This window comes from Chitinophaga sp. OAE865 (assembly GCF_040546735.1).
Lineage (GTDB): Bacteria > Bacteroidota > Bacteroidia > Chitinophagales > Chitinophagaceae > Chitinophaga > Chitinophaga polysaccharea_A.
On record NZ_JBEPOF010000001.1, the window covers coordinates 6,413,021 to 6,438,657 of the forward strand.

Sequence of the window (25,637 nt, forward strand, 5' to 3'; positions counted from 1 at the left end):
TACCTTTGTAAGGTAAACTTATAACTTTACCTTACTATATGGCTTCCCGGAATCCGCATCAACTTGCTGCACAGCTTCGTCCACTGCTTACCAGGCTGGTAAGAAAGCTGCGGAAACTATCGCCGGCAGATGAACAGCTCTCGCAAAGCGAGCGTTCCGTGCTGGTATTACTGGACCAGCATGATTCCCTGCTATCAGCAGAACTGGCGGTGATGGAAAAAATGACGCCCCAATCGATGGGACAATTACTGCAACATCTTTTCCAGCTGGGCCTGATCAGCAGAACCGCTTCTCCCGATGATAAACGAAAGATCAACATTTCCCTTTCGGCAGCTGGTAAAGAGCGGATACTGAAAGTGCGGAAGGAACGGGATGAGTGGTTAGGCAAGGCCATAGGCGAAGTTTGCACGAAAGAAGAGCAGGCCATCCTGCAGGCAGCCATCGGGTCTTTAACAAAGCTGGTGGAGTATGAATAAAAGAGGGGAAGCAAAATGAATATCAGCACTTTTAATGCATTTAAAAACCGTAATTACCGGTTATATTTCAGTGGACAGTCGATATCGCTGATAGGCACATGGATGCAGAAAACTGCCGTGAGCTGGGTTATTTATTCACAAACGCATTCCAAGTTTATGCTGGGGCTTACTCTTTTTGCCAGCATGTTCCCTTCCTTTGTTTTCTCCTTCGTGGGCGGTGTGGCATCCGACCGGTATAACAGGTACAAGCTGTTGCTCGCTACTCAGCTGGCTTCCATGCTCCAGGCAATATTATTAACAGTGCTCATCTACTTCCGGCATTACCAGGTATGGCAGATCATTGGACTGAGCGCCTTCCTGGGTTTGATCAACGCGTTTGATGTGCCGGCCCGGCAATCGCTCGTATATGAAATGGTAGACGATAAGGCAGACCTTCCCAATGCGCTGGCGCTGAACTCCTCGATGGTGAATTTGTCGAGGCTCATTGGCCCCGGCATTGCCGGCCTGGCGCTGGAGAAATTCGGGGAAGACATCTGTTTTGGCTTAAACGCGCTCAGCTTCATTGCCGTGATAGGATCCTTATTACGAATGAAGCTCCCCGCCTACACCCAGAAAGCTCGTACTAAAAATATGCTGGGCGAACTGAAAGAGGGTTTTGCATATATCCGCGCCACACCCGCTATTTCACTGATACTAATTACCCTGGCATCTGTGAGCCTGCTGGTATTGCCTTACACCACGCTGATGCCTGTGTATGCAAAAGATATTTTCAAAGGCAACGCTTCTACCTTCGGGGTTATAGACAGCGCCATCGGGATGGGCGCATTTTGCGGAGCTATCTTCCTTGCGTCGCTGAAACCAGGAAAAAACCTTCGCAGGATACTGGCTCTTAACACCCTCATATTCGGCACAGGGCTCGTGTTATTTTCCCATTCCACCATTTATCCCATTGCACTGGTATTTGCCACGATGGCGGGCTTCGGCATGATGTCGCAGATCACTATCAGTAACACCCTGATCCAGACAACCGTAGATCCGGCCATGCGGGGCAGGGTGATCAGCTTTTATGCCATGGCATTTTTTGGTATGCAGCCACTGGGCGGATTACTGATAGGCGCCATTTCCCAATGGATAGGAACACCCAATACGGTGCTATTGCAGGGTGTGGTCACTATTATTATCGGCGGACTGCTTTTCCGGCAGCAGCAATTACAGACGATGGCCGGGCAACCGGCGCATATCTGAAGGTTTACAGGGAAACCATTATCTTTAAGCCCATAATATGTTAACCAGTCAACTAAAGATAGCGCTGTTAACCTGCTGCACCCTCCTGCTGCTCACCACACTCCATGCGCAAAACCTGGAAGGTATATGGAAAGGCTATGCCGCCGCAGAATCACAGGGATGGTATTACGGTACCGGCAGTTACATCATGGAGATAAAACAAACGGGCGCCGGGAAATACAGCGGCACCGCATGGTTTTATGAAACCCCACAGCTTTACGGAGAGCTAACGGTGAAGGGCCAACGAAACGACAGCGCCGATAACTGGCGTTTTGAGGAAATAAAATTCAATGAGATCACCATTCCCAGGAATCACAGCGCCCGGCTGGCGGTAATGAACCTGCGACTGTTCGATATTGACGGGGAAACAGTGCTCCAGGGAAGTATGATCAGCTATTCAAAGTACACCGGGAAAGTACACAGTAAAAGAGTGCTACGGTTATCGAAGCTTAATGCCACGGAAATAGCCGCCCTGCAGATTCCCGGCCACCGGAAAACGATACCGGCAACAGATACCATTCTTCCTTCACCGCGGAAAGATATCATGCCTGTACTAAGCGCCGCTCCCGCGCCGGCGCCCCGTAAAAACCGGCTACAGGGAAGTTACAATATCAGCAACCCGGAGATCGACATCAGCCTGTATGATTACGGTACCATTGACCATGATACCGTCACCGTATTTTTTAACGGGATAAAAATGGCCGACCGACAGGAACTGACCAGCAGCCCGCTGCGCATCCATCTTACAGCAAACCCGGAGCGTGAATACCAGGAGCTGATACTGCATGCCAATAACCTTGGAGATATCCCGCCGAACACCTCCAAAATGGTTATTATTACCAGTGATAAACGTTATGAGTTGAGGGTTACTTCTTCAGAAACAGAAAATGCGATGATCCGTTTCCGTTATATACCCTGAACGCGAATCCCCTGACTCAGCACTTTATTATTTAGCCGGTATTTCCCGTAGAATATGCAGCAGGTAGTCGTAAAACTTAGCTACAGAAGAGATCTGCACTCGTTCATCCGGAGAGTGTGCGCCACGGATAGTGGGCCCGAAAGAGATCATATCGGGATTACCCAGGTGTGCCCCGAGGATACCACATTCCAGCCCCGCATGACAAGCCCCTACTTTGGGCGTATGGGTAAAGTGATCTTTATACAGCGCCAGTAATAAACGGAGCACGGCAGAATCGGCATTGGGCTTCCAGCCGGGATAATCACCGTCCTGGCCCACTTCACAGCCAATGATTTCGAAGGCAGCGCTTACTGCGTTGGCTACATCGTTCTTGGTGCTTTCCACGCTGCTGCGTTGCAGGGATTGTGTAATAAACACGCCGTCTTTCGCCTGTACCTTGGCAAGGTTGGAAGATGCCTCCACCAGCCCGGCAATATCAGGGCTCATCCGGAATACACCATTTGACGCAGCGTAAACGGCGCGCAGCAGTTGCTCCAGGTAAGCCGGCTCCATTACCTGTGCAGGCAGGGTGGTTTCTTTACATTCCAGTGCCAGTCCCGGTTCTATAGTATGGTATTCTTCTTTTATAGTAGTTGTGAATTCCCCGATGAAACGGGTAAACGTTTCCTTATCGCCGGCAGGAACGGTAACAACCGCCTGTGATTCGCGCGGAATGGCGTTACGCAGGCTGCCCCCGTCAAGACTCCCCAGTTGTATATTCACCTGTTGCGCTGCCTTATACAGCAGCCGGTTCATCAGTTTATTGGCATTGGCCCTGCCTTTATGGATATCCATACCGGAGTGACCGCCCAGTAAGCCTTTGATACTGATAACAAAGGCAACGGCGTTTTTATCGGCAGGCACTTCCCTGTAAGTGCCCCTGGTATTGGTATCGATACCACCGGCACAGCCGATGGTTAATTCATCTTCCTCTTCCGTATCAAGGTTCAACAGGATTTTACCGGTAAAATTAACCGGGTCCAGTTGTTTGGCGCCGGTCATACCGGTTTCTTCATCAATGGTGAACATAGCTTCTATGGCGGGATGCGCAATATCCTTTGCGGCCAGTACCGACATGATAGCGGCTACGCCAATGCCATTGTCGGCGCCCAGCGTGGTGCCGCGGGCTTTTACCCAGTCGCCGTCCACATACATATCAATACCCTGGGTGTCGAAATCAAATACGGTATCGCTGTTCTTCTGGTGCACCATATCGAGGTGCGACTGGAGGATCACCGTTTGCCGGTTTTCCATACCGGGTGTTGCCGGCTTTTTGATAACCACGTTGCCAATGGCATCTTTTGCCGTATCAAGGCCCAGGCGTTTCCCGAAGTCCATCATGAAAGCAATTACCCTTTCTTCCTTTTTGGAAGCGCGGGGAACTGCGTTCAACTCAGCAAAGTGTTGCCATAATTGTTTTGGTGAAAGATCTTTTATTTCCATTGAAATAATTATTAAGTATTTGTAAAGATAGATTTTCCCGTGTATTAAATGTTGTGCCCGGAACAGCCATTTCATTTGGTACGGTTTTTTTATCAGCTACTGTTCATCAACTATTACTTTTAAAACCGTTTTATGATACAACATCTTACAAACACCGCGTCCAAACAGAAGCTTCTCATTATTGAAGATGAAGGAGAAATGTGCCTGCTGATCAATTTACTGCTGGATGGTAAAGAGATGGAGATAGAGCATGTACAAACCATTTCCGATGCTGTGGAATATTTTCAACAGCATCAGCCAGCCATCGTACTGCTTGATAACCGGCTGCCAGATGGGTTTGGATTGGATTTTATCAGTTATATCAGGGAGAAATACCCTTCCACAAAAATAATTATGATCTCCGGGATGGATGCGGCCGCAAGGGATGTGGCGCTGGCCAACGGGGCCGACCTCTTCCTGGAGAAACCTTTTAACAGGACAACATTATATAATGCAATTCAACAATTGCTTGATTAAACCTGGTTCACCCGGTGCTGTTTCATCCCGGCGCCGGGTGAATAACCCCACCTACTTTTTGGTAGGCGCTTGTTTTACATTTTTCCTCCCGCTAACTTGGCTGCTTAATTATTATCTTTAAAATAATCAAGCATCCTTATAATGACTTCTGAAAAAAAGATTCCCACATTATACGAATGGGCCGGTGGCATGCCTGTATTTGAAAAGCTGATGAATGCTTTTTACGATAAGGTATTACAGGATGAATTACTGGCGCCTGTATTCCGGCATATGTCGCCCGCGCACCAGCTGCACGTAGCACATTTTATTGCTGAAGTTTTTGGCGGGCCGAAAATGTACAGTGGAGAAGACAGCGGCTCACATTTTACGATGATCCAGAAGCACCTGGGCAGGCATCTTACGGAGCAGCACCGGAAAAGGTGGGTAGCGCTGCTGCTTGAAACTGCAGACACCCTGCAGTTGCCGGATGACCCTGAGTTCAGGTCGGCCTTTGTAGCGTATATTGAATGGGGCACACGCATAGCGGTGATCAACTCCCGGGAAGGAGAAGTGCCCATGAAGCCGGATGAGCCTATGCCGAAATGGGGATGGGGAGAGCCAGGGGGGCCGTATATTCCGTGAGGCAGCTCACTTCCTTGCAATAAGAATAAGATCCGTTGTAGTACTTCCATCAGCAGCAGGGTATTGCTCCCGCTGAAGATCCATCAGCTCAAACCTGTTTTCCTTTAACGCATCTACCAGGTAACCCGCTTCGTGGTAGTACATATAGAATTCATCGTTTCCATCGGTGTGGAAGAAACCGGACCTTGTATATTCATCTTCCATAGTGCTGATATAAAGCATTCCGCCAGGCGTAAGCAAACGGGCGGCATCGGCAATCATTTTCACCGCCTCTTCCCTACTCAGGTAAGGCAGGCAAAAACCGCACATGATGCCGTCAAATGTTTTACCGAGCCCGGAAATTTCCCTGGCGTCCATCAGCCGGAATTCCGCCTGGGGGTTATTGGTGCGGGCCAGTTCCAGCATGTTGGGAGCCAGGTCTGTGCCAAGCAGGCGAAAGTCCGGCCGTTGCTGCAGCAGGTACTTCGTAATATTGCCGGGACCGCACGCTATCTCCAGCACAGCGGCGCCCTGCTTCGTGATGTTGTTACAAAACAAATCGAACGACGCATGATAACGCGACACATCCATATGCCTTTCCTGGTATAGGCCGGCGCGTTTATCAAAAATGCTGATTACCTGCTGCATTTTATCCATAGTGAAAGGATTAGGTAACAAATATAAGGAATTGTTACTCCGTAAGGCCATTCGGATCCATGGTAAGCGCTTCGCTCATATAATCCAGGAAAGGACGCATGGCCTTGAAAGTAAGATTGGCTTCTTTCAGAAAATTATCACTTAATACTTCCTTATCAGCAAACCTTCTTACCAGCACAAATTGCTTATAGCGCAACAGGTCGATGGCTTCATGATCTGCAGGATAACCTTTGGGCATTTTTTTCAGTTGCTCCCCTTCCAATGTTTTAAAATAAGTTTTGAAGGATTTGCTATTTAAGATCTTTCTCAGGGGTGCGGGATCAAACGCGATCTCATCCCGGATGCGCTTCAGATCTTCCGGAACAGGCCCCCAGAAACCTCCGGCCACAAAGCTGTTACCCTGTTCTATATGAAAATAATACCCGCCCCTGCGGAATTTGGTGGCACGTTTAAAACTGCCGCTCCAATGCGTTTTATAAGGGGTTTTATCGTTGGAAAAACGGGTATCCCGGTAAATGCGGAAGAGACTCTTTTTACCGGAAGGCGTTTCTATCACGTCGTGGGTGGAGAGTTCTGCCAGGAGGGCTTCTGCAAATTCTTCCACCAGCGCAAGTTCCTGCTGGTAAGTTGGTTTATGGGTATTAAACCAATCCCTGTTATTGTTCTCTTTTAATTTGCTTAAAAAATTAAAGCCGGACTGGTGTATGCGAGGTTGTAATGCATTCTTCTTTGCCATGGTATGCCGTAATTTATAAAGCCTGTTATCGTATCGCAACAGGCGTTACAAAAGTAGGTTTTTCCGTTTGCCGGGGCAAACGGAAGTGGCGCTTAAATATTTTCCCCCGCCCATAACATTACGGAACTGCCTGATGCTTGTGAAGGAGAAAATACCGATCTTGCCGTTGAGATAATTGTGCGCTTAATCAGAACCCAAATGAATTTATAGCATCCATGAAAATAGCTACCTACAATGTTAATGGCGTTAACGGACGCCTCCCGGTATTACTCCGCTGGCTGCAGGAAACGGCGCCTGATGTAGCCTGTTTACAGGAACTGAAGGCCCCGCCTGAGAAATTCCCCGAACAGCCCATCCGGGATGCCGGCTATCAGCCTATCTGGCACGGACAAAAAAGCTGGAACGGTGTAGCCATCCTCTCCCGCATTGGAGAGCCCAGGGAAATAAGGCGGGTGCTTCCCGGTGATCCGGAAGATATCCATAGCCGCTATATAGAAGCCGAAATCAACAATATCACTATCGGCTGTCTTTATTTACCAAACGGCAATCCCGCTCCCGGCCCTAAGTTCGATTATAAGCTCAGCTGGTTCAAACGCCTCACTGCGCACGCCAAAGAATTGCTGGCCTCCAAAACGCCGGTAGTGCTTACAGGCGATTATAACGTAATGCCCACTGAACTGGATGTATACAAACCTGAACGCTGGGTAGACGATGCGCTTTTTCGCCCGGAAACCCGTGAGGCGTTCCGTAATTTAAGGGACCAGGGCTGGACAGACGCCATCCGGAAACTGTATCCTGATGAAAAGATCTATACTTTCTGGGATTATTTCCGTAATGCCTACGGTCGCGACGCCGGCCTGCGCATCGATCACTTTTTGCTGAGCCCGCAGCTGGAAAGCCGGCTTGTAGCCGGCGGTGTAGACAGAAACGTGCGTGGCTGGGAGAAAAGCAGCGATCATGCGCCGGTATGGATAGAGCTCACGGATGCCTGACAACGGCAATGGCTATACGGCCCGGTTAACAGTAATATGCCTATGTTACAATTTCTTAGTATCTTAAAAAGATAAACCCGTTTACTATGACCACAAAAGAAACCTTTAGCCTCCATGGCGAAAACCTGTTAAAGAAGATCAAGGAACTGATCGCTGAAGGAAACGTACGGAAAATCACCATCACAGATAAAGAAGGTAAAGAACTGATGACCTTCCCGCTTACCATAGGCGTAGTAGGCGCTCTGCTGGCGCCTGTTTTCGCCGCCGTTGGGGCATTGGCAGCATTGATCGGCGAATGCAGCATTACCGTGGAAAGGGAGCCTAAAAAAGAATAACCGCCCCAACAATTTCACGATTTGATAATATTTCGGTAACATAGTCTTTATACGGAAAGGTCACATTTGCGCCCTAAACGTATCAACCACTATGACCGTAGTACGCTACTTCGCTCCATTAGGCTTTGTGTTCCTTTTTGCCTGCAAGAAAAACGACAACCCTACTGACAACAACATTTCCTACCCCGCTAAAGCTACCCTGGCCGGCGCTGTGGTAATGACCACCAACGCTGCCGGCGTAAAAGTATACAATGGCGGTTATGGATCATCTATTGCCAATGTACCAGGCCAACCGGGTTACTTCTACCTGATGACAGACCGCGGCCCTAATGCAGATGGCATTATCAAAGATTCCAAAGTTTTTGCTGTACCGGGCTTTAACCCACAGATCGGGAAGTTCAAACTGAACGGCGATTCACTGGTACTGGTTGAAACCATTCATATTAAATCTGCTGCCAACACGCCGGTAACAGGGCTTCCCAACCCTGCAGGATCAGGCGGCACCGGCGAAACTGCATTGGATAAAGATGGTAAAACGCTTCCCGAAGATCCGGATGGTATTGACAGTGAAGGCCTGGCCGTAGCGCCCGACGGTTCTTTCTGGATCAGTGATGAATACGGGCCTCACCTGGTGCACCTCGACAGAAGCGGTAAAACACTGGAAAGGATCAACCCTTTCGGCACCGGTACCGGCGGCCGGAAAATACCAAAAGTATTTGCCAACCGCCGCGCCAACCGTGGCATGGAAGGGCTCACCATCACCCCCGATGGCAAAACGCTGGTAGGTATTATGCAGTCGCCCTTATACAATCCCAGCAAAGATGCGGTAAAGAACTCCCTGTATACCCGCATCCTTACCTATGATATCGCTTCCGGTCAAAGCAAACAATACATTTACAAACTGGATAATAAAAATACCGCCAACAGCGAAATCACCGTGATCAGCAACAACACCTTCCTGGTACTGGAGCGCGACGGGGAGTTTCCCGGCGATGCCACCAAGCCTTCGCTGATCAAAAAGATCTATAAAATTGACCTTTCTGCTGCCACGGATATTTCCGACGCTACCGATGGCGCCGGCGGTAAACTGGTAAATGGCAAAACAGTGGAAGTGCTCACGGATGAAGAGCTGCAGGCTGCCGGCATTAAAACCGTCAGCAAATCGCTGGTGGTGGATCTGCTGAAAGACGTGGCGGCTTATCCGCATGATAAACCGGAAGGCATTGTACTGGTGAACAGTACTACGCTGGCAGTGAGCAATGATGATGACTTTGGAATTATTCCTCCCGATCCCGCAAACAATACTTATATCCAGAAAATTTTACCGCTCACCGGTAAAACGGATTTTAACACGGTGTACTTTATCAAGCTGGCTACGCCGCTTTTTTAAACCATAACTTATCCTGATAAGTAGCAGGGTTGGTGCTTAGCGCCAACCCTGCTGTGTTCATAGCTGTTATAGGCAAAACCAGTTTGTTCATCTTTATAAAAAAAATTTATGAAGATGTCTGAAAAACTATCGATTCTCCTGCGCATATTTATCGCGAATGCCTGTGAAAACCGGAAAATCCTTTACTTTCATAGCCAAACAGCTATCGCCATGCTTTCGCAAAAGGGATTAACCGCAGTTACATTCAACAGGGACAAGATCAGTTCACCGGGGATATACCCCTTTAATATCCCGGCACTAAAAAATTTCTCCACTTTACCGCTGCATCCGAAAGTAACCTACTTCTCCGGTGAAAACGGGATGGGAAAATCCACCCTCATAGAGGCTATTGCCGTGGCCTGTGGCTTCAACCCCGAAGGCGGGTCATTGAACTTCAACTTTAGCACCCGTGCATCGCATTCCGTACTGCATCAGTACATCCGCGTGGCCAGGGCAGCGGTGCGGGCAAAGGATGGCTTTTTCCTGAGAAGCGAAAGCTTTTTTAATGTGGGTACCAATATTGAAGAACTGGATAAAGAGAATATGGGGCCGAAAGTAATTGATAACTACGGCGGTGTTTCCCTGCATGAGCAATCGCACGGGGAATCCTTCTGGGCCTTGCTTTCACATCGTTTTGGCGGTAACGGCCTGTACATCCTGGACGAGCCGGAAGCCGCGCTTTCCCCAACGCGGCAGATGGCCATGCTCACCAGGATGCACCAGCTGATAGGGCGGCAATCGCAGTTTATTATTGCCACCCACTCTCCTATTGTAATGGCTTATCCAGATGCCACCATTTACCAGCTCACAGAAAACGGGATCAAAAAAACCAGTTACACGGAAACAGAAAATTATAAGACCTCGTACCATTTTATCAACAACTACAAAAACATGCTGAAGATCCTGCTGGAAGATGTTTAATCTTTTACAGCCGGCACCACATAGCTATACGCGGTGTATCGCAGTTCGCTCCAGGCATTCTTCCCGGGAAATTTATATCCAGGGTACAGTTCCTGCTCCACCGGCTCAAACACGATCCTTACCCGGATACTGCTACGGCCTTTGGTAAGTGCGGCCGGTACCAGCCATTCGTCGTCGCGGAAACGGCGGTTGCTGGTTTGTACATTGTACATCCTTTTATCTGTTTCTTTTGGGGGATGACTGAACATACAGGTATTGGCGCCCGCGAGATACCAGGTGCCGGCAAATTTCCATTTGCTGCCGGAGCTGTCTGCAATATATACTGCTGCTTTCTGGTTAGGGTGACTGTAATCCAGCGTGCGGCGCAACAGCGCTCCCTGGTTGGCAGGATCCAGCCGGATATTGAATTCCGATACGCCCGTGGTATAACGGCCATCTTCAGCATGAGCAGGGTATATTTCAATTTTTCCTTTGTCTTTAACGTTCAGTGAATCAGGCCCCAGCTCATAACGGCTAAAAATGGTTTCCACCGAAGATGCCTGTGGAGAATGATATGCATGCTGCTGCTCACTGTTTACATCGCCTATATCCAGTTCATCTGTTTTTATCAATGAAGGGGCTGGCAAGCCATACCAGTAGGTAACGCTTTCATAATGTTCAGTGGAACGGTTATCGCCTCCATGCTCCAGTTGTATGCGGGCATTACGGCCAAAAGGCATCAGGTCGGCCAGGAGGAAGCGGTAGGCCGAGTGGATGAGGTCTTTCCTGTCTTTTGCCTGGTCTTTGCGGGCTACGCCACAGGGATGCCCCGCAAAAGGAAGGGTCATATTCCTGCCGCCCCAGTAGTCGCCCCCACCGCCCCACTCTTCCGTGCCGGTGCCCTGTGCCTGCGGCGACTGGCTATCGTCGAAGAAAAAGCGGGGATCCCCTTCCAGCGTGCCCAGTTCGCCGTTGTGTGTAAAAATGAAGGAAGTGCCCACAAAGTTACCCGACCATTCCGTTTTACCTTCTATTCCGCGTGTATCCAGCAACGTTAGATCCCTGCCAGATTCCGGTGTGGGAAAATCGCGGTACGTTGCATGAAAATAGCTGCTGAATGCAGGATTTATTTTCTGTGGCTGATAGCGGACCTCGTATTTAACGGATGTTTCGCCCGGTGTGATGCCTGCCAGCTCAAACTTCGCCGCTTTAAAGAACGGCATGGGGTAATAACAGGCCAATGTTAGCTGCTGTGTTGTGCTATCGTAACGGATATTGATAGGAAAGCCTTTTACAAGGTATTCGCGGTGATCGCGGTTGTGCAGCGTACCGGCGCCAAAGAACAGGCAAAGCGGTGCATCTATGGATGGTTGCAACGCATCGTCCCAGGTAACCAGCAGGCGGATCCTTTCCAGTACCTCCGCATCTGCAGCCGGTATGGTTAGCTTCAGCGCTCTCACTACAGCAGTAGTACGTATATCCGTAAGTGTTATCTTTTCACTGTTGAGCTTTACTATGCCGCTGCGGGTGGGAATATGCGCCGGCGCGATGTCCTGCCCCGCTTTACTGATAAGGTTCACCATCTTTTTCTCCGGCGTTTTGTTGATATCCCAGCTGCGGATACGTCGGGAAAGTTTACCGGGGTTAGCAAACAACTGGTAGATGTAATACCCTGTACCGTAGTGAGTGCGGGAGTAAGCGATACGCAGGGATTCACGGAACGGGATGGGTGTCCAGATAAGGTCCGCCCCTTTGGTATCGGCCCAGGTCCATGCCATGGGTTTGGGAAATGGTGACGCTGGAATAAAAACGCTTGCCTTGATATCCCGGATGGCATTTGCAGGATCCGCGGTCCCGGTTTCCTGTATGGTGTGTTCCCGCCCGTCGGTAATAAAATGCCAGGGGCTTCCATGCCAGTGGTTGGCGCGGAAGAAATAAAGTATACCCGTTCCCGTTATATCCAGCGTAACATTATCTGTTTCCCCATTCATAAAAAGATAATGGCTGGCATCGGCAGCATCGTTGCCGCCGGTACGGTCGTAGGTACCTCTCATATAAGTTCGCATGCCGAACCGCTGCATAGGCCACTGTTCCCATTTCAGGTAGGCATCTGCACCGGCGGGTATAACGGGCAGGCGCTGCGCCTGCAGCGGCAGCGATGACCGGCACAGGAGCATCACCAGTAAACAGGTATACCCGGAATACTTTACCAGGTATATTTTCAGCAGCAGTATGTGTTTTGCAACTATCATAAATTGTATTAGCTTCATTCAATAATTCCGTTGTATGAAACCGATCCTGCGCAAGGTTGATACCGGCCATAATTATTCATTCAGCATCCGGGAAGACATCTACCCTTACCTTTATAATCACTGGCATTACCACCCGGAAATAGAGCTTACGCTGATCCGTAAAGGCAGCGGCATGCGCCTGGTGGGCGACAGTACAGAAAGGTTTGAAGACGGCGACCTGGTGCTGCTGGGCAGCGAGCTTCCGCACATGTGGCGGAGCGATGCCATTTACTTCCAGGAGCAGCCCGGGCTACGGATAGAGGCCATTGCTATTCATTTCAGCGATCACTTCTGGGGAGCCGGTTTCCTGGACCTGCCGGAAATGAAAGCAATAAAAGAACTGCTTACAAAAGCCAGGCATGGTATCAGGATACATGGCGCCACCCGTGAACAGATCAGCCGGAAAATGGAAGCCATCCTGAAAGCTGGCAAGGTGCAAAGGATTACTTCCCTGCTCAGTATCCTGGATACCATTGCCGGTTCCAAAGACTGTACCCTGCTGTCCAGTGTTGGGTTCGTCAATACCTACAATATCATTAACACGGATAATATCAATAAGATCTATCATTATACCTTTAATAATTTCCAGCAGAAAATAACGCTGAAAGATGTAGCCGCCGCGGCTAACGTTAGCCCCAACTCCTTTTGCAGGTACTTCAAATCCAGGACGCTGAAAACATACTGGCAGTTCCTGATGGAGGTACGTATCGGCTATGCCTGCAAACTACTGATAGAAAACAACCTGCCTATGTCGCAGGTAGGTTATACCTGCGGGTTCAACAACCTCTCCAATTTCAACCGGCAGTTCAAGCTGCTCACGCAGAAAACGCCCTTGCAATACCAGAAGGTATACGTACAGGCAAAAACGGGTTAGCGTTTACCGTAGCGTTTTACCCGCAGCGCTGCCTGCGCCTTATGCCCGGCAAACCCTTCCAGCTCGCACAACCGCATGGCATATTCGCCGATCATAGCACTGGCCGCCGGTGTACAACGCTGGTAAGTACAGTTCTTCAGGAATTTGCCCACCCATAAACCGCCGGTATACTTTGCCGCCTTGCGGGTTGGCAGCGTATGATTGGTGCCAATCACTTTATCGCCATAGGCCACATTGGTTTCCGGCCCCAGGAACAATGCACCATAGTTCGTCATTTTTTCCAGGAAGATACCGGGGTTGCGCGTAAGCACTTCCACATGTTCGCTGGCCAGCTCATCCGCTACGCGGATGGCTTCTGCTTCATCTTCCACCAGTATTACAGACCCATTGTTTTCCCAGGCTACCCGGGCAATATTTGCCGTGGGCAATACAGCCAGCTGCCTTTCTATTTCCAGCAGGGTTTCCCTTGCCAGTTGTTCCGAAGTGGTGATGAGCACACCGGGGGAAGTGGGGCCATGTTCCGCCTGGCCCAGTATATCGCAGGCTACCATTTCTGCATCGGCGGTTTCATCTGCAATCACCAGCACCTCCGTAGGGCCGGCAAAAAGATCGATGCCCACCCTGCCATAGAGCTGGCGCTTGGCTTCCGCTACATAGGCATTGCCGGGGCCTACGATCATATCAACCGCCGGGATGGACCCGGTGCCTATCGCCATGGCGCAAAGCGCCTGTACGCCGCCTAAAATATAGATCTCGTCTGCACCGGCAAAGTGCATGGCGCATACAGTGGCTTCCGGTATCTGCCCGTTGATCGGGGGCGTACAGGCAATCACCCGTTTCACACCGGCTACTTTCGCGGTAAGAATGCTCATGTGCGAGGATGCCACCATAGGATATCTTCCGCCTGGTATGTAGCAACCCACGCTGTTCACCGGGATATTTTTATGCCCAAGGAAAATGCCGGGCAGCGTTTCAATTTCAATATCAAGAATAGAAGCCCGTTGCTGCTCTGCGAAGAAACGGATCTGTTGCTGTGCAAAGCGGATATCGCGGATCACCTGTTCCGGTGTACGGTCCAGGATTTCCTGTATGGCTTCCGCCGTTAACCGGAAAGCAGCCGGCGACCAGCGATCCAGGGTAGCAGAGTAATTCCTTACGGCAACATCACCGTGTGCTTCTATCTCCCTGATCATTTTCTCCACTGTCTCTTTTACACCGGCATCAGTAGCTTTTAACGCCGCTTCGCTTCTTCCTTCTTTTAAATAAACAGCCATAATATTATTCTCCCGAGGGTTTTCTGAGTTTATAATAAGGGTTCAGTGGCTCGCCGAAATCCGGCGTGCCATCGGCATTCCAGGTAAACCGTTGCATGCGCGGGCTCCGGGCGCCGCCACAGCCCTGGCCCGCATGTGGATTGGCGTGGTAAATGATCCAGTCTTCTTTTCCATCCTTTGATTTAAAGAAACCGTTATGACCGGGACCGTATACGCTATTGTCCACACTTTTTGTAAATACCGGTTTATCGGATTTAGTCCAGTGAGCAGGGTTCAGCGGATCGCCATCTTTCTTCAGACATAACATACCAAGTGCGTAATCATCCGTTCCGCAGCTGCTTGCAGAATATACCAGGAAGATCTGCTCATCCGGCCCCTGCAGAATTTCCGGTCCTTCATTTACCGGTATACCATTTTTCTCCCAGGCATAGTCCGGCATAGAAATCTGCACCCTGGCGGTTTTGAGCGTCCAGGGATTTTCCATTTCAGCGATGTAGATACGTTGGGTGATGTCTTTATTGGAGATCTGCCCGCTCCAAATAAAATAGTTCTTGTTTTTGTACGACAGCACCGTACCATCAATGGCAAAACAATCTGCCTGCGGATCGTATATTTTTCCCTTGTCTTTCCAAACCCCGTCGAGTGGCTCCGCCGCTTCGTTTTCCAGCACAAACAAACGCTGCGTGGACAAGTCCGCCGATGCCCCGGCCGTATAGTACAGGTACCATTTGCCATCCAGGCGATGCAGCTCCGGCGCCCAGATATTCCTTGAATTAGCCCCTGTGGCAGGCGGTGCCCAAACCACTTTGGGGATGGCATCTCTCAATGCGGACATGAGACCTGTTTTACGGATGCTGATATTTCCGCCATTGGTGCAGAGAAAATAATAAGCGTTACCATTTTTGTACACCCACGGATCTGCGCCACCATCCAGCAGCGGATTGGAGAATGTAGTATCTGCATTAACAGGCGGCGGCGCTACCGTGGAATCTTTTCCCTTACCTGCACAGGATATACTAAAAACCAGCAGTAATAACCAGGATATATTTTTCATTTAGTAAGATATATGATGAGGAAATAGTTAGTTCCATAACTTCGGATCTTTGCCCCTGTTCTTCCGCCACTCATTACGCCAGCGATGAATATCGTAGGAGTTGATGAGGGGCATGGGTTTCCGGGCTTTGGCATCCGGTATATCAGGCACAGGCGATGCTTCCTTTGCATACCAGTAGGCCACGCTGGCCAGGTCCAGCGTCATTTCATTGTTGTGCCCATGTTCTATGGTAAACCTGAGCGACTTACTAAAATAAATGGGATCGGTGATGTGAAAGCGATACAGGTGAGTGCGGCCCAGTGTACCAATATCGTTATTCACCCTGGCATATCCGAAGTAAGGATGCGTGTACAATACTTTTGGGCCCCAGGCAGTATTGAAATAATCTTCCGTACCGGTGCCGTTGAGAGAAGGCGTTGTTTCTCCGTCTATAAATATCATATCATCCCCTTCCCCGTACCAAAGCGGTGAAGGTGATTGTACATAATAGTTCATACCTATAAAATGTCCTTCTCCTTTGATATCCGCCACCAGGTAATTATTGCGCCCGCTGGTGTTATTCCCTTCAGGGCCGAAGATCCAGTGCTCATTTTCTATACTATCCTGGGAGCCCATGAGCTGCTTGTTATACCAGGCATGAAAGCGGCCGGTATTGGCAGGCAGCCTGGGCATCTCTACATAATCCACACAAAAATAAAAGGGCTGTATTTCTGTACCGGACTGGTTCTCAATTTCTATCCTGGCGCCATTGGAAAAAGGCATGGAAAAATAACTCACCAGGCTGGTGCCATCCATAGGCGCAGCTGCCAGGGGCAGTGAAGTAAAAGGATACGATTCATTCCAGCCCTGCCCGAAGAAAGGACCGATGGGCGATATCACGGATGGATAGGGCTTACCGTCCCAATACATGCGGATGATCACATCGTTCCTGCTGAGCTTATCCGGCGCCGGCCACATGGTGATCCAGATGTGATTGATGATACCGGCGCCTTTAATATCCACCAGTGTGCGCCTGCCGCCGTTTTCTATATGCTGCAGGTTATCGTTGGGACCTCCGGCCTTATCATAACTGCTGATGCGTTTTGTGGTAACATGTTCCCTGATCTGTGCCAGGTCCGCAAGGTTTTGTGCGGATAGGCGGGCGCACGATATAAGAAGTAATAAGCAAATGAGATGTTTCATGTAGTATTGTTTATTTTGTGGGCACCTCCCATTGGTCGGTGCGAAAAGGCGCTACAGGCAAGCCATTCCTGCTAAACAGGTTACCGATAGCGGTGTTACTGAATGCATAGCGCACGGCTGCCGGCTGTTTCACTTCCCTGCTCCATACCACCAGTGAATTATTTTTCATCTTAGCCTGTGCGGGATAAAACTGCCGGTCGTTTCCGGCTATAAACAGTTCTGCAATGCTATCGCCTTTTATAGTGATGCCTTGTGAAGCATTTTCAAAGGAGATGATCACTTTATCTTTCTTTACCATCATTTCCTTAAATAACGGTGACCGGTATACGAATTCACGCCGGTGATAGGTTTCCGCCAATGCCCAGCTGGCCAGGCGATAGCCCACATCGTGCTTGTTGGCGGGATGTACATCATATATGTTGCCGGTAATATCGGTGGTTACTACCATACCGGTATTCGGATGTTGCATACTCTGCTGCTGTGCTTCTCTCAGCAATGCGCCCACATTTTTTTCGCGGTAATTGAACGGGGCTATCTGCACGAAATAAAAAGGCAGCAGCCGATGCCAGGCATTGCGCCATGCGTTGATCATGGAAGTAAACAATAAGCGGTAGGTAGCCGCGGTGCTGGTATTATTTTCTCCCTGGTACCAGATAACGCCGGCAATGCTGTAGTTTGTAACCGGTGCCAGCATGGCATTCCAGGCTACGCCCGGCAGGTGAGGGCACATTCCGTTGGGCAGTATATGTGCCGCCGCTTCTTTTAATACCGGGTTGTTTGTAACAACACTGTCCGGTGTCCATACTTCCGCGGCAGTACCTCCCCAGCTGGCATCAATAAGGCCAATGGGCACCTGCAACTGTTCGTTTAGTTTCTTTCCGAAGAAATAGCCCACCGCACTGAAAGTATTGAGCACGGCACTGTCGCAGGTAACCCATTGCGCAGTAACATCCTCCTGCGGATATGCCGCTGCAGCTTTGGCTATTTTAAAACAACGGATATTAGCATTATACGCAGCAGGCTGTATGGCTTTGATATCTTTCAGGCCCCAGTTGCCGCACATCTCCATATTGCTTTGCCCTGAACAGATCCATACTTCTCCTATCATGATGTTCACCAGCTCAATGGTATTTTTCCCTTTTAACATGATGGTAAAAGGGCCGCCGGCAGCGGGCGTGGTAATGGTGGTGATCCAGCGGGCATCGCCGGCGGCAGTTACGGGATATACCTGCCGATCCCAGGAAGTGGTAATGGAGATACGTTCTCCCGGCTCCGCCCAGCCCCATAACTCTACCTGGCTTTGCTGCTGCAGCACCATGTTACTGCTGATCACTTTTGGCAAACGGATGTTCGCATGTAATGATACCCCAAAATAGGTAAGCATTCCTAACAGTAAATACGCCGTCCTCTTCATACAACTATTTAAGCATGGTATTGATCAGTGATTGAGCAGGGCCGCTGATCTTCGAGTGCTGCGTTACTTCCCAGTAGCTTTGCTGCTGTTCTACCTGTATCTGTGAAGTTATGATCCAGCTTTGAATCCAGCCGCTCAGCGTGCACCAGGCGCCCCATCCGGCATCTGAATTGGAAGCCCAGTAATCCCAGCGCCCATAGTCGAATGCACGGAACCAGGCGCCATCGAGGTCTTTATGCTTACGGCTCTGTACCTGGATACGGGTAAGGTAGGCCGACAATTTATCAGTGGCTTCTTTGTATTTTTTATTACCGGTAGCGCGGGCAGCTTCATTGAGACTAAACAGTGCAAAGTTGCAGGTGTATAGCTGGCAGGATACTTTTTCCCCATTTTTAAAAATGAGGGAGCCTTCATCTGAACCATAAGCGGAGTTGGTGTTCAGCGGGTTGAACATTCCTTTTCCCTTTGCGCCCAGTTCTTCGCGGATAGCGCCGCTTTCGTCCTGGTACTTCATGATCTCTGTCACCATTTTATCGAGCCACTGCCGGTGCTCCGGCGTATCTTCCACGCGTACCAGCCACGCCAGCGGCAGGATCATACGGGCGCGTTGGGTTTGCATGCTGCTTCCCCAGCGCCAGTCGTTCGGATAACTTTCCATAGTTACCCGGATGGCATTCTTCGTTTTGGTAAGCAACGGTTCATAGTGGGTTTTGTTATACAACCACAGGTACAGCGCCCACATCCAGGATTCGAAATGCGGAGACGGATGTATTAAAGACCTGTTGCTGTAAAACTGCCAGCCATTTTTAATGATGTCTTTTTCTTCCAGCCGTTCGCCACGGAAGCCTTCCTTCCCTGTGGTGCGGAAGTTGGCCAGTATGGCGGCGGCCATTTCCTGGTCCCACTGGCTGGTGCTCATATAAGCGGAAGCGCCGAGGATGCCGAGGATAGCCCTTGAATTATCATCCCCATAAAACGTTGTGGGATTGGGCGTAGCCCAGCCGATGAGGCCATAGGCCGGACTGTTGGGGTCTGCCTTGGGGCCGGCTCTCATGTTGGAAGTTTTCAGCGTATAGTTAATGAGGTTCACGGCGTTCTGCCAGTAACTTTTATTATTCAGCAACCTGCCCGCTGCAGATAACGCCATGCTTACTTCTCCCTGTACATCTGCACGCATCCAGTAACGGTATTGCTGTGTGCCATCGTAGTTGATGGTAGAGGTATGTCCTTCCATAATGCCAAGGGAGCCGTTGCCATCGGGTTTATCTGCGCTGATGGGCGGTCCTGTTGGCATTTCGCGGGAATTGTATTCTTCCCATTCTTTTTGCCAGGCCGGGTGTACAAAAAAGCGGCCATGGAAAAACCAGGCGGTCCCCTTCCGGATGGCGTTGAGCCTGGCATCAGCCGGCAGCGGGGCATTTCGGCTGTACATAGGCTTTACATCCATTGGCCAGTGCTTCAGGGTAAGCTGCGGATCACCGGTCATACGGGCAAGGATATACGTCCATACCTGTTTCATGGAAGCAGCGGGGCCATACCTCCCTCTTTCAAAATTGCTCAACGCAGTAGCAGCAATAAACACATTATCCTTCTTAAAAAGCAACGGGTATGTTTTGGTACTGTCTAATCCATATTCAGCTTTATCGAAGCCCACCACTTTAGCCAGTACGATGAGCGGATCAGTGGCGTTAACAGGCAGTATATAACAATTGTGAATGCCCAGTAAGCTCATAGGCTGCAGGGGTGCGCCAAAATCCCCGGTGGTTACCACGCCCCGCTCCAACCTTGTTTCCAGCGGCTTTGCAGGTATATCCAAACCGGGAAAGGCAGCCGGATATTCCACGTACAGCTGCAGGTGCTTTTGTTTGGCGCTTGCCAGGAGATCGTTGGTAATACGCAGCTTTGTATCCAACTCCGGGTAAGTATCTGACACGATGAATACCGCCGCCCCATCTGTTGCTGCGGCGATGGCCGCAGCAGGGGTGGTGAACTGTTTCACTTTATATCCCTCCTGTGTTAAAAGGTGATAGAGCCCGTTCTTATTGCTGCCGCAAAACAGCAGGGTTTTATCTTTCGCGAATACCTGTATGCAGGTACACACCAGGAAGAGCAGCAGTAATTTCTTTTTCATACATTGTTTTTTAACTGGTTCAGAAGAAGAAGAGCGGCGGCTTGTAACTTAGCAGCCGCACCGGTTTCCAGGAACGACCATTTACCCGGCCCGGCTTCGTATCCTCCTTCAGCAAATCCTTTGAGATCGGGGATATAGCCAATAGTATTTTCCGCATATGCCGTGATAACAGTATATGGGAAAGGTGATGCGTTTTCTATTTCCAGGGCTGTTGCAGTAAACGGTTCTCCCGGCAAAAAAACGATGGCAAGCTGCCCCAGGGCAATGGCGTTCACCCTTGCATGCGCATCTGCGGGATTGGTAACGGCCGGGCAACGTATCCCGAAAGTAATATCATGATGGGCAAATGCCAGTGGCACGCCTGCTAACGGCGCCGTATACACTGACTGCAGGACTACCGCCGCCAATGCTTCGCCGTGTTCCCTTGCGGCAGCAGGGCCTTCAGACACCGTAGGCGGGTTAATATCACCAGCGGCGCCATTCAGATACAGGGCCATACCATTACCACCAGCGGCTTCCAGCTTATTGCATAGTTCTCCTGGGAAGTCCGGCGATATATGCGGAAGGCACATCTCATGTACCGGGTGACAAACGGCATGTACTACTGTAGCTATCACCGTATCGCCCGCAGTAAAACGGATAGTATGCACCCGGCGGTCAACCGGTTCACGGCGCATCAGTTCAGGCGAAATGGGCTGCAGGGAATCGGACATGACAATGCCCTGCGGTGTGGGGATACGGCGTTGCAGCGAGTAATCTTCCAGTACACTGCTGCCAATGCTTACCGTGCATTCCTTCGCCGACTTCAGGGCCATAGCTATTGCCCCGCGTATTTGTTGCTGCACTTCGTGTAGCCATGTACGGTATACCGGCGTTAAATACAAAGCCGACAGGGCCACCGACTCCGGTGCATTATGTGTATGCGTGCACGTTATAATGATATGCTCCGCAGGCACATCTCCAGCCATCCCCTCTTTAAATGCCTCCCATCCACCAGTGGAGGTATCGCTGAGCGCCAAGAGGTCAAGCGACACAAGCGCTATAGTAGCAGCGCCACCGGAAAGCACCAGCACCCTGGCTTTCAGCGGCAACCGCACCGAAGTGAAAGGCGCATAAAGACCATGCACCGAAGAAGTGAGCAGGCCCACTTCCAGCGGCGGAGTAATATTTGCAACAGCTGTGCCTGCACGCAATGTAAAATGGTTCATCAGTTACTTGTTTTGTTTCTTCACCCACTGCAGCGATTGCTGCCAGAAGGCATCATATCCCTCCCATAGTTCAAAGTTGATCCCCCAGTGCGGGGCGGGGTCCGACATGTAGGTTAGTATACGCCCTTTGCCATAAGTACCGGCTACCACCAGCGGGTGGCCCGTTTCTTTTACACGTACCAATACTTCACTGCCATTTCCTGCGCTTACTTCATTGTAACCGAAAATGGGCGGGAAACTATGCCAGGGAAGGTTTTTCACAGCAGGATGGTCAGGCATCACCACTTCCGCAGTGAACCCTGCAGACGATTCCACCAGGTCTTCCGTTACCAGGCATTTCACCGGCAGCGCATCCGTAAGCGTACACCTGCCCCATCCTGATTTTCCCTGTACCCCGCTGAACGACAGCCAGCCGCCGAGCATCATAAGGCCGCCGCCGGCGCTGATCCAATCTTTGATAAGAGTAAGCCTGTCGGGGAAAGTAACCACTTTGTTTTCACGACGCGCGCGGTCAAAAAAACTGGGATATAAATGAAAACATTTCGCTTCCACATCGCTGATGATAAGGCTTACTGATTCCTCCAGGAAGGTTTCCAGCTTACCTGGCGCCAGCCGGTAAAGTTCCCAGTTGGCAAGGGTAGTCACATCTGCCACATGTTCCAGTGCTTCGGTTAAGCGCTCCCCATAAAAATGCAGGTCCGCATCTTTTGTTTCCGTACCGAAAGGTGTTTCTATAAATGTAGGGCCCAGGTGAAATACCCAATCGCCCAGGTACAGTACATGTTCTTCTTTTGTCCTGACTTCTTTTTTAACAGACATAATGATCTTTTTATACTTTTTGAGATAAAGATTCGAAGGATTGCATTTCAAGCGGCGATCTCTTCACCGTAGCACGATTGGCCAGCCACAACAGGTACCTGTTGGCCATCTTTCTAAAAACAAAAAAGAGCAACAGGGAACCGCATAATAACCCCGCGCATTGTCCATAACGGGCAAACCATGCCTGTGTAAGCCCGGTGATGAGCATGGCAGTAGCAGCAAAACCTGTTACTGCAATACCAATTCCCCATAAAACAGGCGCGGCTGCCTTACCTCTGCGTTGCTTCCACCAGCCCAGCGGGCGGGCCCGCTCATAAAAGGCATGCAGCAGTGCTGCCGGTTCAGGCGGTGTAAGCAGCGCTACCGTTATCCACAATACCGTGGTAAGCCCCATCACTACCAGGGTTTGCCACCACCAGGGCAGCACCAGTTGCGACGCCAGGGGCACATGCAGGTACATCAGCAGTTTGGGCCCCAGCACAACGAGGCAGAAAATAGCAGCGCCACCAAATGAAGCAGCAATGCGCGCGGCGCCATTAAAGCGCCACCACCACCATTGCGCCCAGTTGGCCGGTAGTTCCGCCGCGCTGAGCTGCAGCATAAAAATGGCCACATCGGTAATAATGCTCACGTTAAACACTACGGCTACCGCCAGTGAAAGAATGAGTGCCATGCCCAGTTTACCGATGAGCATATAATGTTTTTCGCTGGCGTTTTTCACAAACCAGCGGCGGTAAATATCACTGACCAGCACCTGGCTGCCGAAGTTGAGATTATCTCCCACGGTAGACATCGTAGCAGCCATCATGGCTGCTACCAGTAAGCCCATGGCGCCGGCGGGCAGCATTGTTTTCATGAGCTTTCCATACACCAGTTCCCGGTCGGCCCCTTCCACGCGCAGTTCCGGCCATATAACGGCGGCGGATATACTGGGAAGGGTCACTAACAGCAGCAACAGGAACATGCTCAACGCCGTTACTACATACATGGTGAGGGCTTCCGCCGGTGTGCGGGTAGAAAGGATGCGTTGCCCTTCCATGGCTCCTCCCATGGGGGCGGCGTCGCCGCCGTAACCAATGCTTTGTCCTACCATCCAGGCCATGGCCGCCGCCAGCGGGAATACGGAATGCTGGGCCGGCGGCATTACCTGTAATACTTCAGGATGCGTGCTGTTGAAAGCATGTCCCAATGCAGCGGTCATAGCAGCTGCGCCGCCAAAATGAGCCAGCGTAAGGGCTGCCAGTGTGAGCGTGCCTGCAAAAAATATCACCATCTGGATCAGGTTGGAAATCACTACACCTTTATATCCTGAAAAGAAAACAAAAAGGAAAGAGATGGGCACTACCAGGTAAAGCGTTTCCGCTTTGGTAAGCCCGAAGGCCGGTCCCATGATCTTATACGCCGCCAGCAGCGTGATACCCGTCCATGCCGGCATGGCGATCATAGAAGTACGGAGCGCGATCCATAAGCGCATGGCTCCTGCCGCGCGTGGCCGGAAACGCAGATCGTAAAACTCCAGCGTGGTAAAGAGGTTTAATCTTCTCCAGAAAACAGCAAACAACACCCCGCCAAAAAATAAGGCAAGCCCAAACCTGCTGAGGTACCACCAGGAAATAAAAGCGCCTGTTACCACGCCGAGGCCGCCATAGCCTGTAGCCGCGTCGGGACTTACCAGCGCCGCGGTATAGGAGATGCCGTTGAGCCAGCCGGGAATTTTCCGGCCGCCGAGAAAAAAATTTTCCAGGTTGGAACCTGAGAAACGCCGGTGCCAGAGCGACATACCCAGCATGAGCAATAAATAGCCGATCACTATCCACAGATCCAGTTGGTTCCAATTCATAAAACTTCGTTTACCCGTTGGGTTTATTAAAGTATTCCTGTCAGGCGTTCAGCCAGTGGCGCCAGCGCCGGCAGATTGTTGTCAGGTGTATCGAGATAGAAATAAGCTGTGGCGGAATAATTATCCAGCCGGTAAAAATTGACCCAGCCATCGGGAAACTTTTCGTCGAAAAGATCAGGGTAAGAAGGACCTTCCAGGATTTTAACGAGGGTAGCCGGCGTGGTTACGGTAACCACTTTCAACCGCGCCCCGGCCTTTACAGCAGCTCTCAGTTGCCCCCTGCCGCCACCGCCCATTTGCTGTATGGCTACCCGGCAGCTGCTGCGGAAATAAACAGGATCAGGAATATGATACCGGTAAAAAGCGAACTGCTTCTTTTTGGTATCTGCAATAGGACATCCCTGGTACATATGTGCAAACACGCCCTGCCCCCAGCCGGTGCCTATATAATCTTCTGTACCGGTACCGGCCAGCGTGGGGTATTGCGTGTCATCGTCGAGATACATCTTTACTTCTCCTTCTCCAAACCAGGTATTGCCATATATGGTATCCGTTATTACACTCATGTTGCTGCCCAGGTAGCGCCCTTTTCCTTTAACGGCGGGCAGCATTTCAAAATCCTCTCCCAGTTTGGTTTGTTTGTTACTGCTCCAGTACGCATGAAAATACAGGAGGTCTTTCTGCGGCTTCTTCAGCGCCGTAATATTCACATCATAAAACAGCAGGTGCGATTCTTTTGATTCATTCACCAGCACTATCCTTGCATGTTTATTAAAAGGCATAGGGATATAGCAGTTGAACGACCTGCCTTCCGGATCGGAGAACAGGGCGCATTGAAAAGCTGTTTTTCTCCCCAGCCCCATACCAAAGAAATCACCCAAAGGCACGGATACGGCGGGTTTGGAAGCGCCTTCCCAATACATATCGATATGAATAGAGCGGAGCGCTTCCGGCTTTTGCGAAGTAGTAAGCCATATCCTGTTAATCACACCGGCGCCGCTGTAATCCATCAGTGTTACACTGCCGCCGGCTTTGAGCGTATCGCAGGCATGTCCTTTGGCGCCTTTGTTTTCCATACCGGCCTGCCCTTTGGCGCCAGAGCGGTTCTCGAAACTGATCCAGCGCGTGTCTGCATCTGCGGGTAGTTTATACAGCTCCTGCGCCGCCAGGTGCAGCGGCAGGAGGACTAACATCATCAGTAATATTTTCATGCCTTTTATTTTG

23 protein-coding genes are annotated in these 25,637 nt (G+C 50.4%); 10 read left to right on the forward strand and 13 right to left on the reverse strand.

The features are described from left to right. The first annotated feature begins 38 nt into the window (after positions 1-38). The 3 genes from ABIE50_RS25565 to ABIE50_RS25575 are packed head-to-tail and all read left to right on the forward strand — an operon-like array spanning position 39 to position 2,679. Positions 39-476 carry a MarR family winged helix-turn-helix transcriptional regulator gene (locus ABIE50_RS25565; protein ID WP_209865179.1) on the forward strand — a complete coding sequence of 146 codons (438 nt, stop codon included), beginning with the start codon at positions 39-41 and terminating at the stop codon, positions 474-476. A 15-nt stretch (positions 477-491) separates the two neighbouring features. Then, positions 492-1,721 (forward strand): MFS transporter, encoded by a 1,230-nt coding sequence (locus ABIE50_RS25570; protein WP_209865182.1) that lies wholly within the window; start codon positions 492-494, stop codon positions 1,719-1,721. A 37-nt stretch (positions 1,722-1,758) separates the two neighbouring features. Further along, a complete protein-coding gene (locus ABIE50_RS25575) occupies positions 1,759-2,679 on the forward strand; it encodes a hypothetical protein (RefSeq protein ID WP_209865185.1) in 921 nt (306 codons plus the stop codon). A 27-nt stretch (positions 2,680-2,706) separates the two neighbouring features. Here ABIE50_RS25575 and ABIE50_RS25580 read toward each other — a convergent pair whose 3' ends face one another. Beyond that, on the reverse strand, positions 2,707-4,161 hold the full coding sequence (locus ABIE50_RS25580; RefSeq protein WP_209865189.1) for an aminoacyl-histidine dipeptidase: 1,455 nt from the start codon (positions 4,159-4,161) through the stop codon (positions 2,707-2,709). A gap of 132 nt (positions 4,162-4,293) precedes the next feature. On the opposite strand from ABIE50_RS25580, the gene ABIE50_RS25585 reads away from it, so the two are divergent. Both ABIE50_RS25585 and ABIE50_RS25590 read left to right on the forward strand, forming a co-directional pair. After that, a complete protein-coding gene (locus ABIE50_RS25585) occupies positions 4,294-4,677 on the forward strand; it encodes a response regulator (RefSeq protein ID WP_209865192.1) in 384 nt (127 codons plus the stop codon). A gap of 141 nt (positions 4,678-4,818) precedes the next feature. After that, positions 4,819-5,298: a group II truncated hemoglobin gene (locus ABIE50_RS25590; RefSeq protein WP_209865195.1), complete on the forward strand. Its 480-nt coding sequence runs from the start codon at positions 4,819-4,821 to the stop codon at positions 5,296-5,298. A gap of 6 nt (positions 5,299-5,304) precedes the next feature. On the opposite strand, the gene ABIE50_RS25595 is transcribed toward ABIE50_RS25590, so the two are convergent. Continuing rightward, entirely contained in the window at positions 5,305-5,934 is a 630-nt protein-coding gene (locus ABIE50_RS25595; RefSeq protein ID WP_209865198.1) for a class I SAM-dependent methyltransferase, read from the reverse strand. A 34-nt stretch (positions 5,935-5,968) separates the two neighbouring features. Further along, the gene (locus ABIE50_RS25600; RefSeq protein WP_209865202.1) at positions 5,969-6,670 is read right to left on the reverse strand and encodes a DUF2461 domain-containing protein; all 702 of its coding nucleotides are present in this window, start codon (positions 6,668-6,670) and stop codon (positions 5,969-5,971) included. A 215-nt stretch (positions 6,671-6,885) separates the two neighbouring features. On the opposite strand from ABIE50_RS25600, the gene xth reads away from it, so the two are divergent. The 4 genes from xth (at position 6,886) to ABIE50_RS25620 (ending at position 10,347) form a co-directional block, all read left to right on the forward strand. Beyond that, the gene (gene xth / locus ABIE50_RS25605) at positions 6,886-7,662 is read left to right on the forward strand and encodes an exodeoxyribonuclease III (protein ID WP_209865205.1); all 777 of its coding nucleotides are present in this window, start codon (positions 6,886-6,888) and stop codon (positions 7,660-7,662) included. A gap of 86 nt (positions 7,663-7,748) precedes the next feature. Further along, positions 7,749-7,997, forward strand: a complete 249-nt coding sequence (locus tag ABIE50_RS25610) for a DUF4342 domain-containing protein (RefSeq protein WP_142687850.1) — start codon at positions 7,749-7,751, stop codon at positions 7,995-7,997. A gap of 91 nt (positions 7,998-8,088) precedes the next feature. Continuing rightward, positions 8,089-9,387 (forward strand): esterase-like activity of phytase family protein, encoded by a 1,299-nt coding sequence (locus tag ABIE50_RS25615; protein ID WP_209865208.1) that lies wholly within the window; start codon positions 8,089-8,091, stop codon positions 9,385-9,387. 108 nt (positions 9,388-9,495) lie between these two features. Then, positions 9,496-10,347: an AAA family ATPase gene (locus ABIE50_RS25620; RefSeq protein ID WP_209865211.1), complete on the forward strand. Its 852-nt coding sequence runs from the start codon at positions 9,496-9,498 to the stop codon at positions 10,345-10,347. Here the strand turns inward: ABIE50_RS25620 and ABIE50_RS25625 are convergent. Then, positions 10,344-12,578, reverse strand: coding sequence for a DUF2961 domain-containing protein (locus ABIE50_RS25625; protein WP_209865224.1), 2,235 nt, complete (start codon positions 12,576-12,578; stop codon positions 10,344-10,346). The two genes, ABIE50_RS25620 and ABIE50_RS25625, sit on opposite strands and share 4 nt — an antisense overlap. Before the next feature lie 34 nt (positions 12,579-12,612). Here ABIE50_RS25625 and ABIE50_RS25630 point away from each other — a divergent pair, with 34 nt between their 5' ends. After that, the gene (locus ABIE50_RS25630) at positions 12,613-13,491 is read left to right on the forward strand and encodes an AraC family transcriptional regulator (RefSeq protein WP_142687846.1); all 879 of its coding nucleotides are present in this window, start codon (positions 12,613-12,615) and stop codon (positions 13,489-13,491) included. On the opposite strand, the gene hisD is transcribed toward ABIE50_RS25630, so the two are convergent. From hisD to ABIE50_RS25675, 9 genes are read right to left on the reverse strand one after another with little or no spacing between them, the layout of a single operon-like run. Continuing rightward, positions 13,488-14,765 (reverse strand): histidinol dehydrogenase, encoded by a 1,278-nt coding sequence (gene hisD, locus ABIE50_RS25635; RefSeq protein WP_209865227.1) that lies wholly within the window; start codon positions 14,763-14,765, stop codon positions 13,488-13,490. The genes ABIE50_RS25630 and hisD overlap by 4 nt on opposite strands. 4 nt (positions 14,766-14,769) lie before the next feature. Beyond that, complete coding sequence (locus ABIE50_RS25640) at positions 14,770-15,819, reverse strand: glycoside hydrolase family 43 protein (protein ID WP_209865229.1); 1,050 nt, start codon at positions 15,817-15,819, stop codon at positions 14,770-14,772. A 27-nt stretch (positions 15,820-15,846) separates the two neighbouring features. Next, complete coding sequence (locus ABIE50_RS25645) at positions 15,847-17,001, reverse strand: glycoside hydrolase family 172 protein (RefSeq protein WP_209865233.1); 1,155 nt, start codon at positions 16,999-17,001, stop codon at positions 15,847-15,849. Between the two features lie 10 nt (positions 17,002-17,011). Then, the gene (locus ABIE50_RS25650; protein ID WP_209865236.1) at positions 17,012-18,415 is read right to left on the reverse strand and encodes a sialate O-acetylesterase; all 1,404 of its coding nucleotides are present in this window, start codon (positions 18,413-18,415) and stop codon (positions 17,012-17,014) included. Positions 18,416-18,419: 4 nt separating this feature from the next. Next, on the reverse strand, positions 18,420-20,546 hold the full coding sequence (locus tag ABIE50_RS25655) for a hypothetical protein (protein ID WP_209865239.1): 2,127 nt from the start codon (positions 20,544-20,546) through the stop codon (positions 18,420-18,422). After that, on the reverse strand, positions 20,543-21,754 hold the full coding sequence (locus ABIE50_RS25660) for a hypothetical protein (protein WP_209865242.1): 1,212 nt from the start codon (positions 21,752-21,754) through the stop codon (positions 20,543-20,545). Before ABIE50_RS25660 ends, ABIE50_RS25655 begins: the two co-directional genes overlap by 4 nt. A 3-nt stretch (positions 21,755-21,757) precedes the next feature. Continuing rightward, positions 21,758-22,573, reverse strand: coding sequence for a glutamine amidotransferase (locus ABIE50_RS25665; RefSeq protein WP_209865244.1), 816 nt, complete (start codon positions 22,571-22,573; stop codon positions 21,758-21,760). 10 nt (positions 22,574-22,583) lie between these two features. Then, entirely contained in the window at positions 22,584-24,413 is a 1,830-nt protein-coding gene (locus ABIE50_RS25670; RefSeq protein WP_209865247.1) for a sodium:solute symporter family transporter, read from the reverse strand. A gap of 26 nt (positions 24,414-24,439) precedes the next feature. Beyond that, positions 24,440-25,624, reverse strand: a complete 1,185-nt coding sequence (locus tag ABIE50_RS25675) for a glycoside hydrolase family 172 protein (protein ID WP_209865250.1) — start codon at positions 25,622-25,624, stop codon at positions 24,440-24,442. Positions 25,625-25,637: the final 13 nt, after the last annotated feature.